Origin of the sequence: Streptomyces sp. So13.3 (assembly GCF_005860785.2) — a bacterium.
Lineage (GTDB): Bacteria > Actinomycetota > Actinomycetes > Streptomycetales > Streptomycetaceae > Actinacidiphila > Actinacidiphila fildesensis.
Window position 1 is genome coordinate 6,729,905 of the sequence record NZ_CP048835.1, and the last position, 13,941, is coordinate 6,743,845.

11 protein-coding genes are annotated in these 13,941 nt (G+C 71.3%); 7 read left to right on the top strand and 4 right to left on the bottom strand.

Features of this window, described 5'->3' with window-relative positions; all coding sequences use genetic code 11:
* Positions 1–53 precede the first annotated feature (53 nt).
* The gene (gene mutM, locus C8250_RS30200; RefSeq protein WP_138356467.1) at positions 54–929 is read left to right on the top strand and encodes a bifunctional DNA-formamidopyrimidine glycosylase/DNA-(apurinic or apyrimidinic site) lyase; all 876 of its coding nucleotides are present in this window, start codon (positions 54–56) and stop codon (positions 927–929) included.
* A gap of 48 nt (positions 930–977) precedes the next feature.
* Here the strand turns inward: mutM and C8250_RS30205 are convergent, their stop codons facing one another.
* Positions 978–1,400, bottom strand: coding sequence for a helix-turn-helix domain-containing protein (locus C8250_RS30205; protein WP_138356466.1), 423 nt, complete (start codon positions 1,398–1,400; stop codon positions 978–980).
* Between the two features lie 94 nt (positions 1,401–1,494).
* On the bottom strand, positions 1,495–2,379 hold the full coding sequence (locus C8250_RS30210) for a CAP domain-containing protein (protein WP_138356465.1): 885 nt from the start codon (positions 2,377–2,379) through the stop codon (positions 1,495–1,497).
* Between the two features lie 121 nt (positions 2,380–2,500).
* On the opposite strand from C8250_RS30210, the gene C8250_RS30215 reads away from it, so the two are divergent.
* The 4 genes from C8250_RS30215 to C8250_RS30230 all read left to right on the top strand — a co-directional run bounded on the left by C8250_RS30215 (position 2,501) and on the right by C8250_RS30230 (position 8,835).
* The gene (locus C8250_RS30215; protein WP_138356464.1) at positions 2,501–2,782 is read left to right on the top strand and encodes an acylphosphatase; all 282 of its coding nucleotides are present in this window, start codon (positions 2,501–2,503) and stop codon (positions 2,780–2,782) included.
* Positions 2,783–3,125: 343 nt separating this feature from the next.
* On the top strand, positions 3,126–3,329 hold the full coding sequence (locus C8250_RS30220; RefSeq protein WP_138356463.1) for a hypothetical protein: 204 nt from the start codon (positions 3,126–3,128) through the stop codon (positions 3,327–3,329).
* Between the two features lie 180 nt (positions 3,330–3,509).
* Positions 3,510–7,202: an AAA family ATPase gene (locus C8250_RS30225; RefSeq protein ID WP_138356462.1), complete on the top strand. Its 3,693-nt coding sequence runs from the start codon at positions 3,510–3,512 to the stop codon at positions 7,200–7,202.
* Between the two features lie 214 nt (positions 7,203–7,416).
* Complete coding sequence (locus C8250_RS30230; protein ID WP_138356461.1) at positions 7,417–8,835, top strand: sugar porter family MFS transporter; 1,419 nt, start codon at positions 7,417–7,419, stop codon at positions 8,833–8,835.
* On the opposite strand, the gene C8250_RS30235 is transcribed toward C8250_RS30230, so the two are convergent.
* Positions 8,832–9,818, bottom strand: coding sequence for an LLM class flavin-dependent oxidoreductase (locus C8250_RS30235; protein ID WP_138356460.1), 987 nt, complete (start codon positions 9,816–9,818; stop codon positions 8,832–8,834). The genes C8250_RS30230 and C8250_RS30235 overlap by 4 nt on opposite strands.
* A gap of 318 nt (positions 9,819–10,136) precedes the next feature.
* Here C8250_RS30235 and ftsY point away from each other — a divergent pair, with 318 nt between their 5' ends.
* A complete protein-coding gene (gene ftsY / locus C8250_RS30240) occupies positions 10,137–11,342 on the top strand; it encodes a signal recognition particle-docking protein FtsY (protein WP_138356459.1) in 1,206 nt (401 codons plus the stop codon).
* Between the two features lie 121 nt (positions 11,343–11,463).
* Here the strand turns inward: ftsY and C8250_RS30245 are convergent, their stop codons facing one another.
* The gene (locus tag C8250_RS30245; protein ID WP_138356458.1) at positions 11,464–12,147 is read right to left on the bottom strand and encodes a bifunctional DNA primase/polymerase; all 684 of its coding nucleotides are present in this window, start codon (positions 12,145–12,147) and stop codon (positions 11,464–11,466) included.
* Positions 12,148–12,426: 279 nt separating this feature from the next.
* Between C8250_RS30245 and C8250_RS30250 the strand changes: the two genes are divergently transcribed.
* Complete coding sequence (locus tag C8250_RS30250; RefSeq protein WP_138356457.1) at positions 12,427–13,887, top strand: hypothetical protein; 1,461 nt, start codon at positions 12,427–12,429, stop codon at positions 13,885–13,887.
* Positions 13,888–13,941 lie beyond the last annotated feature (54 nt).

Genomic DNA, 13,941 nt, shown 5'->3' on the forward strand with positions numbered 1-13,941 from the left:
CGAGCCCACCGACGATCAGTCGGTGGGCTCGACGCGTACCCGGAGGAGGGGCGTTGCCCGAGCTGCCTGAGGTCGAAGTGGTCCGCATCGGGCTGGAGCGCTGGGTCACCGGGCGCACCGTCGCGGACGCGGAGGTGCTGCACCCGCGCGCCGTCCGCCGCCACCTCGCGGGCGCCGGGGACTTCACGGACCGGCTCGCCGGCGCGCTGATCGGCCCGGCCCGCCGCCGGGGCAAATACCTGTGGCTGCCGCTGGACGGGACGACCGCGCTGCTCGGGCACCTCGGGATGAGCGGCCAGCTGCTGATCCAGCCGCACGCGGCCCCTGACGAGACCCATCTGCGGGTCCGGATCCGGTTCGACGACGAGCTCGGCACCGAGCTGCGCTTCGTCGACCAGCGCACCTTCGGCGGTCTGTCGCTCCATGACGTCGTGCCGGGCAGTCCGCTGGCGCTGCCCGTACCGCTCGCGCACATCGCGCCGGACCCGCTGGAGGACGCCTTCGACGAGGAGGCGTTCCACGCCGCGCTGCGCCGCCGCCGGACCACCATCAAGCGCGCCCTGCTCGACCAGTCGCTGATCAGCGGGGTCGGCAACATCTACGCCGACGAGGCGCTGTGGCGCTCCCGGCTGCACTACGAGCGGCCCACCGCGACGATGACCCGGCCCAGGACGGCCGAGCTGGTGACACACATCCGCGAGGTGATGAGCGACGCGCTGGCGGCCGGCGGCACGAGCTTCGACAGCCTGTACGTCAACGTGAACGGCGAATCCGGGTACTTCGACCGGTCGCTGGACGCGTACGGGCGCGAGGACGAGCCCTGCCGCCGCTGCGGTACCGCGATCCGCCGCCGTCCGTGGATGAACCGCTCCAGCTACTTCTGCCCGCGCTGCCAGCGCCCGCCGGTTGCCGGCCGCGATCCCCAGTAGCGGGCTCAGGGTTCAGGGCGCACGGCTCTGGGGCTGACGGCTCAGGACTTACGCGCTCGCCTTCGGGGCGTTCCGGGCGGCGTGCGCCGCGTCGTAGGTCTCCCGGGCGGCCAGCACCTCGGGCATCCGGCCCTCGACCAGCTGGATCAGGTCGAGCAGCCTGCGGGTGGTCTCCCGGCCCAGCTCGGTGAGCCGGTACTCGACGCGCGGCGGATTGGTCGTCTGCGCCTCGCGGTGCACCAGCCCGTCGCGCTCCAGGGCGTGCAGCGTCTGGGAGAGCATCTTCTCGCTCACGCCGTCGACCCGGCGGCGCAGCTCGTTGAAGCGCACGGTGTCCTCACCGAGCGCGCCGAGCGTCAGACTGCCCCAGCGGCCGGTGACGTGCTCCAGCGTGCCGCGGGAGGGGCAGTCGCGCTCGAAGACGCTGAACGGGAGCCCGTCGCGCCCGGAGTCGCTCCTGCAGGTGTCCATGGCATGAGCGTACTCCTGGGTTGCGCTGACCCCGGGCTTGCGCTTTCGAAAAGTTAGCCCTTGGTCTCCCTCTCCCGCTCTCCCGCGGGCTCTCCTAGAAGCCGAAGTCCTGCGTCCACCAGGGGCCGCCCGGCGCGTAGTGGACGCCGACGCCGAGGGTCTTGTAGTCGCAGTTCAGGATGTTGGCGCGGTGCCCCGCGCTGTTCATCCAGGCGGTCATCACGGCCTCCGCGTCGGCCTGGCCGCGGGCGATGTTCTCCCCGCCGAGGTTGGTGACGCCGACCGACTTGGCCCGGTCCCAGGGGGTGTCGCCGTCCGGGTCCGTGTGGTCGAAGAAGTCCCGGATCGCCATGTCCTCGCTGAAGGCCTGGGCGAGCTTGGCCAGCGACGGGTCCGCGGTCACGGGGGAGCAGCCGACCTTGACGCGTTCGGCGTTCACCAGCTTCAGCACCGCGGCCTGGGCGGTGACGGCGGTTCCGTCCTGGGTCGGCGTCGGTATCGGCGTCGCGGTGCGGGTCGGCGTCGGGGACGGGGTGGTGGGCCGCGGAGTGACCGGCTTCCGGGTGGGCGTGACCTTGGGGGCCGGGGTGGTGCTGGGCGCGGCGGCCGAGGTCGGCGGTGTCGTCGGCGCCGCCGTTGACGGATTGCCGCCGCGTGTCGTGGTCGGACTGCTCGGCACGTTCGTGCGGCCGGTGGTGCTCGGGGAGGGGGAGCCGGTCTCCGGCAGCGACGGGCCGGACGAGCCGTCCGGCTGGGTGCGCGTCCCGCCGGGGCTGCCCTGGGCGGTGATGCCCCCCGGTCCTCCGTTCAGCGACGACAACAGTCCTGACGACATCGCGACGGCGCCCACGGCCAGAGCGGCGGACGACGCCAGCAGCCCGGTGCGAACGGCGCTGTGCCGTCGCCGAGGGCCCCGGTGGCCCCGACGGCTCCGGGTCGGCGCGACGGCCTCGGTGGCATTGCGACTGTGGCGGCCCATTAATGCTGTCCTCACGGTCTCGGATTAACCCGAACGGGTGAGTCCTGTTGCGGGCCGACTGTAGCGAATGACGCACGGGACCGGAGTGAAGCCTGTGCAACTGACGGGATAGCGTGCACGCATGAACGAAAATGTCCGGCTTACGGCCTGGGTGCGCGGGCGCGTCCAGGGCGTCGGCTTCCGCTGGTGGACCCGGGCCAACGCGATGCGGATCGGCGGTCTGGACGGTTACGCCGGCAACCTCGCCGACGGCCGGGTGCAGGTGGTGGCCGAGGGGGACCGCACACGGTGCGAACAGCTGCTCGACTGGCTGGCCACCGGGGACACGCCCGGCCGTGTCGACGGCGTCACCGAGATCTGGGGCCGGCCGCGCGGCGGGTACGACGGGTTCGAGATCCGCTGAGTGTCACGCCCCGCGTACATGCGGTAGGCAATCGCCTACGGCAAGGCTGCCCGGGACAGTTGCCATATCCGGAGTGTCGTGCAAGGCTGCCGACATCGAGGATGATCTCGACGCCCCACGGGCAGCCGCCGGCGCTCTTTCGCCGTGTTTTCTGAGGCTGACCCGATCGCTGGGCTGTGATCGTGTTGACCGTCCAACTATTTGGTGAGACGCTGGAAGCCCCGCGCATCGTAGCCGTAATGCAATCAAAGCGGCGGCTTCGGCGCACCGCGCGGGTGCACATACCCCTCACCCACGACCCTACCGCTCCCGGTCGGTCACTCAGCGTGGAGGACCATCAATCATGGCAAAGGCGCTTCTCGGTTACGTCGGCGGCCCCGACCCGCGACTCCTCGCCGAGATGCGAAGGCTTCAGCAGCGCGTTCAGGATCTGGAGTCCGAGCTTGTTCGGATGCAGACCGAGAACGACGCACTGACTGTGGCGTCGCACGAAGAGTCGCTGCTCAGCAGCATCGATGTATCTCGCGCGGAGCCCGTACCCGCCTGATCCGGACGCATCACCGGACGGGTGCCACGGCACCGCTAGAGTTTTTTGCAAGGGACGCCTCGGCGTCCCTTCGTCGTTCCGTCTTCACCCGCAGGCCCCCCGACGATCACTGTTGTCATCGTCTGATGTGCCCTGCACCTTCCCTGGCGAAACCGAACACGGAAGGTAGAGTCCGACGGCGTGCATCTCAAGAGCCTCACGCTGCGCGGATTCAAATCCTTCGCCTCCGCCACGACGCTGCGCTTCGAGCCCGGCATCACGTGCGTCGTAGGCCCCAACGGGTCCGGTAAGTCCAATGTGGTGGACGCGCTCTCCTGGGTCATGGGGGAGCAGGGGGCCAAGTCGCTGCGCGGCGGCAAAATGGAGGACGTCATCTTCGCCGGCACCACGGGGCGCCCGCCGCTGGGCCGCGCCGAGGTGTCGCTGACGATCGACAACTCCGACGGTGTGCTGCCCATCGAGTACGCCGAGGTCACCATCACGCGGATCATGTTCCGCAACGGCGGCAGCGAGTACCAGATCAACGGCGACACCTGCCGGCTGCTCGACATCCAGGAGTTGCTCTCCGACTCCGGCATCGGCCGCGAGATGCACGTCATCGTCGGCCAGGGCCAGCTCGACTCCGTGCTCCACGCCGACCCGATGGGCCGCCGCGCCTTCATCGAGGAGGCGGCCGGTGTGCTCAAGCACCGCAAGCGCAAGGAGAAGGCGCTGCGGAAGCTCGACGCGATGCAGGCCAATCTCGCGCGCGTCCAGGACCTGACGAACGAACTGCGGCGGCAGCTCAAGCCGCTGGGACGGCAGGCACAGGTCGCCCGGCGGGCCGCCGTCATCCAGGCCGATCTGCGCGACGCCCGGCTGCGGCTGCTCGCCGACGATCTGGTCACCCTGCGCGAAGCGCTGAGCGCCGAGGTCGCCGACGAGGCGTCGCTCAAGGAGCGGCGGGACGCGGTGGAACGGGACCTGGCCGCCGCGCTGCGGCGCGAGACCGCTCTGGAGGAGCAGGTCAGGGCGCTCGCACCGCGGCTGGCCGACGCACAGGCCACCTGGTACGGCCTCTCCCAGCTCGCCGAACGGGTACGCGGCACCATCGGCCTCGCCGAACAGCGGGTGCGGCACGCCACCGGCCAGCCCGCCGAGGAGCGGCGCGGCCGGGAGCCGGAGGACATGGAACGTGAGGCGGCCCGGATCCGCGAGCAGGAGGCGGAACTGACGGAGGCTCTCGACGCGGCGCGGCGGGCACTGGACGACACCGTCGGCCACCGCGCCGCCCTGGAACAGGAGCTCGCGGCCGAGGAGCAGCGGCTGCGGTCCGTGGCGCGGGCGATCGCGGACCGCCGGGAGGGGCTGGCGCGGCTGCAGGGCCAGGTCAACGCGGCGCGCGGCCGGGCCGGTTCCGCGGAGGCGGAGATCGGCCGGCTCGCCACGGCCCGCGACGAGGCACGGGACCGCGCCGAATCCGCGCAGGAGGAGTACGAGGAGCTCAAGGAGCGGGTGGACGGCCTGGAGGCGGACGACTCCGAACTGGAGGAGCGCCTGGCGGCCGCGACGGAGGAGCAGGCGGCGGCCGAGGAGGCGTTCTCGGCCGTCCGCGACGCGGCCACCGCGGCCGAGCGCGAGCGGGCCGCCCTCACCGCCCGGCGCGACGCGCTGGCGCTGGGCCTGCGCCGCAAGGACGGCACCGGCGCGCTGCTCGCCGCGGGCGACCGGCTCACCGGCCTGCTCGGTCCCGCCGCCGAACTGCTCACCGTGGCGCCCGGCTTCGAGATCCCCGTCGCCGCCGCCCTCGGTGCGGCGGCCGACGCCATCGCCGTATCGGGCCCCGCGGCCGCCGCCGACGCGCTGCGGCTGCTGCGCAAGGACGACGCCGGCCGTGCGGCCCTGCTGCTGGCGGACGGCACGTCGTCCGAGGTGTGGCCCGGTGTTCCCGGCGCCGGCACTCCTCCCCACCACCCGGCCACCGGACCCCAGTCGGCGACGCTGCCGCAGGCCGCTGTGGCCGCCGCCTCCGTACCGCACGCGCGTGCGGAAACCGCCCCGCTGCCCGCGGGGGCGCGGCAGGCGGCCGGGCTGGTCGGCGGGCCTGACGATCTGCTCCCCGCCGTCCGCCGTCTCCTGCGTGACACGGTCGTCGTGGAGAGCCTCGACGACGCGGAGGCTCTCGTGGCCGCGCACCCGGAACTCACCGCCGTCACCGCCGAAGGCGATGTGCTCGCCGCGCACTTCGCGCACGGTGGGTCGGCGGGCGTGCCCAGCCTGCTGGAGGTGCGGGCCGCCGTCGACGAGGCGGCCCGTGAGCTGGAGCGGCTGGCGGCGCTGTGCGAGTCGCTCGCGGAGGAGCAGCGGGAGACGAAGGAGCGGCGCACGGCGTGCGCGCGGACCGTGGACTCGCTGGCGCAGGCGCGGCGGGCGGCGGAGAAGGAGAAGTCGTCGGTCGCCCAGCAGCTGGGGCGGCTCGCCGGCCAGGCACGCGCCGCGGGGGGAGAGGCCGAGCGCAGCGCCGCCGCCGTGGGGCGGGCGGAGGAGTCGCTGGCCGCGGCGATGGAGGAGTTCGAGGAACTGTCGGTGCGGCTGGGGGAGGCCGTGGAGGCACCCGGCGAGGAGGAGCCGGACACCTCCGTACGGGACCGGCTGTCCGCCGACGGGGCCAACGCGCGGCAGACCGAGATGGAGGCGCGGCTCCAGCTGCGCACCCACGAGGAGCGGGTGAAGGGCCTGGCCGGGCGGGCGGACGGGCTGGACCGCGCGGCCCGTATCGAGCGTGAGACCCGGGCCCGCGCCGAGCAGCGCCGGGCCCGGCTGGAGTACGAGGCCCGGGTGGCCGCCGCGGTGCTGGCCGGTGCGCGTGCCCTGCTGGAGTACGTGACGGTGTCGCTGGGCCGCGCCGACGAGGAGCGCGGGGCGGCCGAGCGGGCCCGCTCGGAGCGTGAGGCGCAGCTGGGGGAGGAGCGCCGGCAGGGCCGGGAGCTCAAGGCGGAACTGGACAAGCTGACCGACTTCGTCCACAAGGGCGAGGTGCTGGGCGCCGAGAAGCGGCTGCGCATCGAGCAGTTGGAGACCCGGTCGCTGGAGGAGCACGGCATCGAGCCGTCCGGGCTGGTCGACGAGTACGGCCCGCACCATCCGGTGCCGCCGTCGCTGCCCGCCGAGGGCGAGGAGCTGCCCGAGGATCCGGAGCACCCGCGCAACCGGCCGAAGCCGTTCGTGCGCGCGGAGCAGGAGAAGCGGCTGAAGTCCGCGGAGAAGGCGTACCAGCAGCTGGGGAAGGTCAACCCGCTGGCACTGGAGGAGTTCTCCGCGCTGGAGGAGCGCCACAAGTTCCTGACGGAGCAGCTGGAGGACCTGAAGAAGACCCGGCTGGATCTCCTGCAGGTCGTCAAGGAGGTCGACGAGCGCGTCGAGCAGGTCTTCTCCGCGGCCTACCACGACACGGCGCGGGAGTTCGAGGGGGTGTTCTCCCGGCTCTTCCCCGGTGGCGAGGGCCGGCTGATGCTGACAGATCCGGACAATATGCTCACCACAGGTGTGGAGGTTGAAGCGCGGCCGCCCGGGAAGAAGGTCAAGCGGTTGTCGCTGCTGTCGGGTGGTGAGCGCTCGCTGACCGCGGTGGCGCTACTGGTGTCGATCTTCAAGGCCCGGCCGAGTCCGTTCTATGTGATGGACGAGGTCGAGGCGGCGTTGGACGACACCAATCTGCAGCGGCTGATCGGGCTGATGGAGGAGCTTCAGGAGAGTTCACAGCTTGTCGTCATCACGCACCAGAAGCGGACGATGGAGGTCGCCGATGCCCTGTACGGCGTATCGATGCAGGGCGATGGGGTCTCCAAAGTGATCAGCCAGCGGCTGCGTGAGGGCAAGCGCAAGCTGGCCTAGGCCCATATGCATTCAAGTGCTGAACTCAAGCGGCTGAGCCATCTGCTCATCTGCGCCAGATGGGTCGATAGGCCCCCTGCTGACTTCGAAACTTGAAGGCATAGTCTCTGCAGCGTCACTTTTATCTTCGAGTGGTGGCCGTCCGGGGGGCGGCTGACACTGGAGGATCCAGCCCCTTATGTGAGGGCTCACCGCCGAGCCCCAGGAGTTCACGTTGACCAGTACCGAACCTGTGGCCGGTCGGGAAGGCCGTCTGGCCCATCCGGATCACCTCGGCCATGTCATCTTCATCACCGCGGCGGCCGCCATGGGCGGCTTCCTGTTCGGCTACGACAGTGCCGTGATCAACGGCGCTGTCGAGGGCATCCGCGGCAAGTACGACATCGGCTCCGGCACCCTCGCCCAGGTCATCGCGATCGCCCTGATCGGCTGCGCCATCGGCGCCGCCACGGCCGGCCGGATCGCCGACCGCATCGGCCGTATCCGCGTCATGCAGATCGCCGCCTCGCTCTTCACGGTCAGCGCCGTGGGCTCCGCGCTGCCGTTCGCCCTCTGGGACCTCGCCATGTGGCGGGTGCTCGGCGGTATCGCCATCGGTATGGCCTCGGTGATCGGCCCGGCGTACATCGCCGAGGTCTCCCCGCCCGCCTACCGCGGCCGGCTCGGTTCCTTCCAGCAGGCAGCCATCGTCATCGGCATCGCCGTCTCGCAGCTCGTCAACTGGGGCCTGCTGAACGCGGCCGGCGGCGACCAGCGCGGGCAGCTGATGGGCCTGGAGGTCTGGCAGGTCATGCTCGGCGTGATGGTCGTCCCGGCCGTCCTCTACGGGCTGCTCTCCTTCGCGATCCCCGAGTCGCCGCGCTTCCTGATCTCCGCGGGCAGGACCGCCCACGCCAAGAAGGTGCTCGAAGACGTCGAAGGCAAGCACATCGACCTCGACGCACGGGTGGCCGAGATCGAACACGCCATGCGCAGCGAGCACAAGTCGACCTTCCGTGACCTGCTCGGCAGCCGGATGGGCTTCCTGCCGATCGTCTGGATCGGTATCGGACTCTCGGTCTTCCAGCAGCTCGTCGGCATCAACGTGGCCTTCTACTACTCGTCCACGCTGTGGCAGTCGGTGGGCATCGACCCGAGCAGCTCCTTCCTGTACTCGTTCACCACCTCGATCGTGAACATCATCGGCACCGTGATCGCCATCCTCCTCGTCGACCGGATCGGCCGCAGGCCGCTCGCCCTGATCGGTTCTGCGGGTATGACCGTCTCCCTGGCACTGGAGGCATGGGCCTTCGCCGCCAAGACCGCCGACGGGACGCTCCCGAACACCCAGGGCACCGTGGCGCTCATCGCGGCCCACGTCTTCGTGCTCTTCTTCGCCCTCTCCTGGGGTGTCGTCGTCTGGGTCTTCCTCGGCGAGATGTTCCCGAACCGGATCCGCGCCGCGGCGCTCGGCGTGGCGGCCTCCGCCCAGTGGATCGCCAACTGGGCGATCACCGCGAGCTTCCCGAGCCTGGCGGACTGGAACCTGTCGGGGACGTACGTCATCTACGCCTGCTTCGCCCTGCTCTCGATCCCCTTTGTGCTCAAGTTCGTGAAGGAGACCAAGGGCAAGACCCTGGAGGAGATGGGTTAGTCCTTGAGACGCGGCAGCACCTGCTCCGCCAGCAGATGCAGACTGCGCCAGCCCTCGTCGACCGGCATGCCCCCGCACAGGGGGTGCAGGACCAGGCTCGCCTGGTCCCCGCCGGCCTCGGCGAGGGCGACGCATTCGTCGGGCGTGACGATCCGGTAGACCCCCTCGCGGCGCAGTTCCTCGACGCCGGTGGCGGCCGAGCGCACGGCGGAGCGGATGTCGGCCGACTGCCAGGAGGCGTACATCCGCGCCTCGTGCAGCAGATGCTCGCCGTACTGCGCCCAGGCGCGGTCGGGGTCCTCGGCGATGTGCAGCAGCGGGACCTTCGCCGGCGGCATCATGCACCAGCCCTCGGTGCCGTACTCGGCGAGCCGCTCCTGGTAGTACGCCTCCAGCTCCGGCAGGTACGCGCTGGGGAAGAGCGGCAGACCGAGCCGGGCGGCACGGCGGGCGGCCGCCTTCGAGCTGCCGCCGACCAGCAGCAGCGGATGCGGCTGGGTGAACGGTCGCGGCGTGACCTGCACCGTCCTGCCGCGGTATTCGAAGGGCTCCCCGGTCCACGCGGTGAGCAGTGTCTCCAGGACCTCGTCCTGGAGCTTGCCGCGGTGCGTCCAGTCCCGGCCGTGCGCGTCGTACTCCGCCTGCCGGTAGCCGATCCCCGCCACCGTGACGAGCCGGCCGCCGCTGAGCAGGTCCAGTACGGCGATGTCCTCGGCCAGCCGCAGCGGATCGTAGAGCGGGCCGATCAGGGCGGAGACGGTGACCGCGATCCGCCGGGTGGCACCGAAGACCGCTCCCGCGAACGTGAGGGGCGAGGGCAGCCACCCATTGGCGGCGCCGTGGTGCTCCTCGGTCTGGACGGTGCCGACGCCGCGGTCGTCCGCGTAGGCCGCCATCTCGAGGGCCGCCTTGTAGCGGGCACTGAGCGACGCGGGCTCGGCAGCGGGATCGACGAGGTTGAAACGGATGACCGTGACGGGCATGGCGGACGCTTCCCTTCGCCGGGATGGACCAGACGGACGCTAACTGACGCAGCGTCAGATTGATAGAGGAGTGGACCCGCGGGACCACGCACGGTTCGCCCGCCCCGGCCCGGCCCGGATCGGACGCATGGGGTCGGGATCGCAGTTGGGGGCACCCCCGGCCGAAGGTCGGGGGACCGTAAATAGTCGATTTCGGACCCCCACGCCGGAGAGCCCGGCCCCGACCCGGCAACGGCCCGCACCGGCCGGCACCCGGGACCGGCCCGGAGGGCCACGTTGTCGCGGCCACCCGCGCACGTGACCGATACTGGGAAAGATATGGAAACCGTCATCCTTGCTGTAGTCATCGCCCTGGTCGCGGTCGTCGCCGCCGGCGGACTGGTGGTCGGCAGCCGCCGCAAGAAGCAGCTGCCGCCCGCGCCGCCGAGCACGCCGACCATCACCGCGCCGCCCGCCGAGCCACGCGTCGGGGACGAAGCGGAGGTCCCTCGGGACGAGCCGCGCCGGACGATCGAAGAGGTCGTCCTCCCCGAGACGCCTGGCGCGCCGGTCGCCGTGGAGGAGCTGCCGGTACCCGCGGCTCCCGAACTCGAACAGCCGGAACCCAGCGCCGGCCGCCTGGTGCGGCTGCGCTCCCGGCTGTCCCGCTCGCAGAACACGCTCGGTAAGGGGCTGCTCGCGCTGCTCTCCCGCGAGCACCTCGACGAGGACACCTGGGAGGAGATCGAGGACATCCTCATCACCGCCGATGTGGGTGTCACTCCGACCCAGGAGCTGGTGGACCGGCTGCGTACCCGGGTGAAGGTGCTCGGCACCCGCACCCCCGCCGATCTGCGCGCCCTGCTCCGCGAGGAGCTGCTGACCCTGGTCGACCCCTCGCTGGACCGCGAGCTGAAGACCGAGAGCCACGAGACGACCCCGGCCGTCGTGCTGGTCGTCGGTGTCAACGGCACCGGCAAGACCACGACCACCGGCAAGCTCGCCCGCGTCCTGGTGGCCGACGGCCGCAGTGTGGTGCTCGGCGCGGCGGACACCTTCCGTGCCGCCGCCGCCGACCAGCTGCAGACCTGGGGCGAGCGGGTGGGCGCCCGGACCGTGCGCGGTCCCGAGGGCGGCGACCCGGCGTCGATCGCCTTCGACGCCGTGAAGGAAGGTATCGCCGAGGGCGCGGACACCGTCCTGATCGACACCGCGGGCCGGCTGCACACCAAGACCGGTCTGATGGACGAGCTGGGCAAGGTCAAGCGGGTCATCGAGAAGCACGGCCCGGTCGACGAGGTGCTGCTGGTGCTCGACGCGACCACCGGGCAGAACGGGCTGGTCCAGGCCCGGGTCTTCGCCGAGGTCGTCGACATCACCGGCATCGTGCTGACCAAGCTGGACGGCACCGCCAAGGGCGGCATCGTGATCGCGGTCCAGCGCGAGCTGGGCGTTCCGGTGAAGCTGATCGGGCTGGGCGAGGGCCCGGACGATCTGGCGCCCTTCGAGCCGGAGGCGTTCGTCGACGCCCTGATCGGCGACTGACCCGCACCGACGCGAGCGGTGTACGAGCGGTTGTATACGTAAGGGGCGCCCTTCCCTGGAGGGCGCCCCTTACGCACCTCCCCGGGTGATGGCTTCTCTCCGTGCCGGGTGCGGTGCGGGCTCAGGTCCGTACGAGCCAGGGGCCGGGCGTGCGGTCGCGGTGGCAGACGTACGCCAGGGTGCCGAGCAGTAACCGCGCCTCGGGCGGCTGGTGCACCGAGTCGAGCAGCGGTGACCGCAGCCAGCGCACCGGGCCGAGCCCGCCGAGGTCGGACGGCGGGGCCGTGACGTGGTCGCCGAGCCCCAGGCAGCGCAGGTCGAGGTCGGCGTCGTCCCAGCCCATCCGGTAGAGCAGGTGCGGGAGTTCGGCCGCGGCGCCCGGCGCCACGAAGAACTGCGCGCGGCCCGTGGGGGTGACCAGCACCGGACCGAGCCGCAGACCCATCCGCTCCAGCCGCACCAGGGCGCGCCGTCCGGACTGCTCCGCCACGTCGATGACGTCGAACGTCCGGCCCACCGGCAGCAGTACGGCCGCTCCCGGCACCTGGTCCCACGCCTCGGTGGCCTGCTCCAGGGTCGCGCCGGCCGGGATCTCGTCGGCGAACACCAGGGGATGCGCCCCCGGTTCCTTGCAGCCGGGGTCACCGCACGAGCAGGCCCCGCCGCCCCGGACGGCGCGCGCTCCCGGCGTGACCGCCCAACCGCACAACCCCGTGTACTCCGCCACCGTGGTGCACGCCGTGGCGCGTTCCCGGCGGCGCGAGCCGGCCCGGATATCCCGAATGCCGCCGATCGTGAAACCCATGACACCCCCAACGGATCGCAGTCGCCGATGGTTACGCCCCTGCCTGACCGGGGTGTGTCAAGTGAATCGTGTACAGCCGCAGACGAGTTCATTCGAAGGGGTGGCGAATGGTGGCGTTTCCGCTGTGGCACTCGCCGGATGGGTGATCGTAGGATTACTTTCGGTTCGTGAGCGCCAGACATGTGTCCCCTCCGGGTATGCCGGAGGCAAGGCAGCAGGGCCTGGACTCAGCGGGCCTTGGCCGTAAGGGCGTTGGGCGACTCGGATGGGGGCCTACCGGTGGGCGGCACACAGGACAAGCAGCCCAACGCGCAGTTGAACTCGTGGTTCGTGCGCAGTGGCTGGTCGAAGGGCGAGTTGGCCCGTCAGGTCAACCGCAGGGCGCGGCAGATGGGCGCCCACCACATCAGCACCGACACCTCCCGGGTGCGGCGCTGGCTCGACGGTGAGCAGCCGCGCGAGCCGATCCCGCGCATCATGTCCGAGCTGTTCTCCGAACGGTTCGGCTGCGTGGTCCCGGTCGAGGACCTGGGACTGCGGTCAGCGCACCAGTCACCGTCGGAATCGGGCGTGGACCTGCCCTGGGCGGGCCCCCAGACGGTCCAGCTGATCAACGAGTTCTCCCGCAGCGACCTGATGCTCGGCCGCCGCGGCTTCCTCGGGGCCTCGTTGGCCCTCTCGGCGGGACCTGCCCTCGTCGAGCCGATGCAGCGGTGGCTGGTGCCCCCCTCGCTCGGCGGCTTCCCGGCGCCGGCCGCCAGTGTGCCCCGGGACACCGGCAACCGGCCGAACCGGCTGTCCGAGCCGGAGCTGCAGCTGCTGGAGACCACCACCGTGATGTTCCGCACCTGGGACAGCCAGTGCGGTGGCGGACTGCGCCGCAAGGCGGTCGTCGGCCAGCTGCACGAGGTGACCGACCTGCTCCAGGAGTCGCACCCGGACGCGGTCGCCAAGCGGCTCTACCGGGTCACCGGCGACCTCGCGGCGCTGGCCGGCTGGATGAGCTACGACGTCGGTCTGCAGCCCACCGCGCAGAAGTACTTCGTGCTCGCGCTGCACGCCGCCAAGGAGGCCGCCGACCGGCCGCTGGGCGCGTTCATCCTCTCCAGCATGAGCCGCCAGATGATCCATCTGAACCGGCCGGACGACGCGCTGGAACTCATCCACCTCGCCCAGTACGGCAGCCGGGACTCGGCCACCGCCACCACCCAGGCGATGCTGCACGCCGTCGAGGCGCGCGCCTACGCCAACATGGGCCAGGTCAGCAAGTGCCACCGGGCCGTCCGGATGGCCGAGGACTCCTTCACCGAGGCCCGCAAGGGCGAGGACCCGGACTGGATCAGCTTCTTCAACGAGGCCGAGCTGAACGCGGAGAACGCCCACTCCTACCGTGACCTCGCCTACGTCGCCGGCCGCAGTTCCACCTACGCCTCGCTCGCCCACCCCGTGATGGAGCGGGCGGTCGAGCTGTTCGGCCAGGACTCCGTCCACCAGCGGGCGTACGCCCTCAACCTCATCGGTATGGCCACCGTCCACCTCCTGGAGCGGAACCCGGAACAGGCCGCCGACATGACGCACAAGGCCATCTCCGTGGCCAGAAAAGTGCGCTCCGAGCGGGTGAACACCCGGATCCGCAAGACCGCCGACACCGCGATGCGCGACTTCGGAGACATCGCGGAGGTCATCGATCTCTCCGAGCGGCTGGCGGTCGAGCTCCCGGAAGTGGCCGAAACCGCCTGACCGGCGGATCCCTCCAGAACCCCGGCCGCGGCAGGCCACCCGATCAGCCCGACT

Bases quoted from the DNA above. Each gene is read 5' to 3' on its own strand.
- C8250_RS30210 (WP_138356465.1), bottom strand. From the start codon at position 2,379: ATGGGCCGCCACAGTCGCAATGCCACCGAGGCCGTCGCGCCGACCCGG.
- C8250_RS30215 (WP_138356464.1), top strand. From the start codon at position 2,501: ATGAACGAAAATGTCCGGCTTACGGCCTGGGTGCGCGGGCGCGTCCAG.
- ftsY (WP_138356459.1), top strand. From the start codon at position 10,137: ATGGAAACCGTCATCCTTGCTGTAGTCATCGCCCTGGTCGCGGTCGTC.
- C8250_RS30245 (WP_138356458.1), bottom strand. From the start codon at position 12,147: ATGGGTTTCACGATCGGCGGCATTCGGGATATCCGGGCCGGCTCGCGC.
- C8250_RS30220 (WP_138356463.1), top strand. From the start codon at position 3,126: ATGGCAAAGGCGCTTCTCGGTTACGTCGGCGGCCCCGACCCGCGACTC.
- C8250_RS30205 (WP_138356466.1), bottom strand. From the start codon at position 1,400: ATGGACACCTGCAGGAGCGACTCCGGGCGCGACGGGCTCCCGTTCAGC.
- C8250_RS30235 (WP_138356460.1), bottom strand. From the start codon at position 9,818: ATGCCCGTCACGGTCATCCGTTTCAACCTCGTCGATCCCGCTGCCGAG.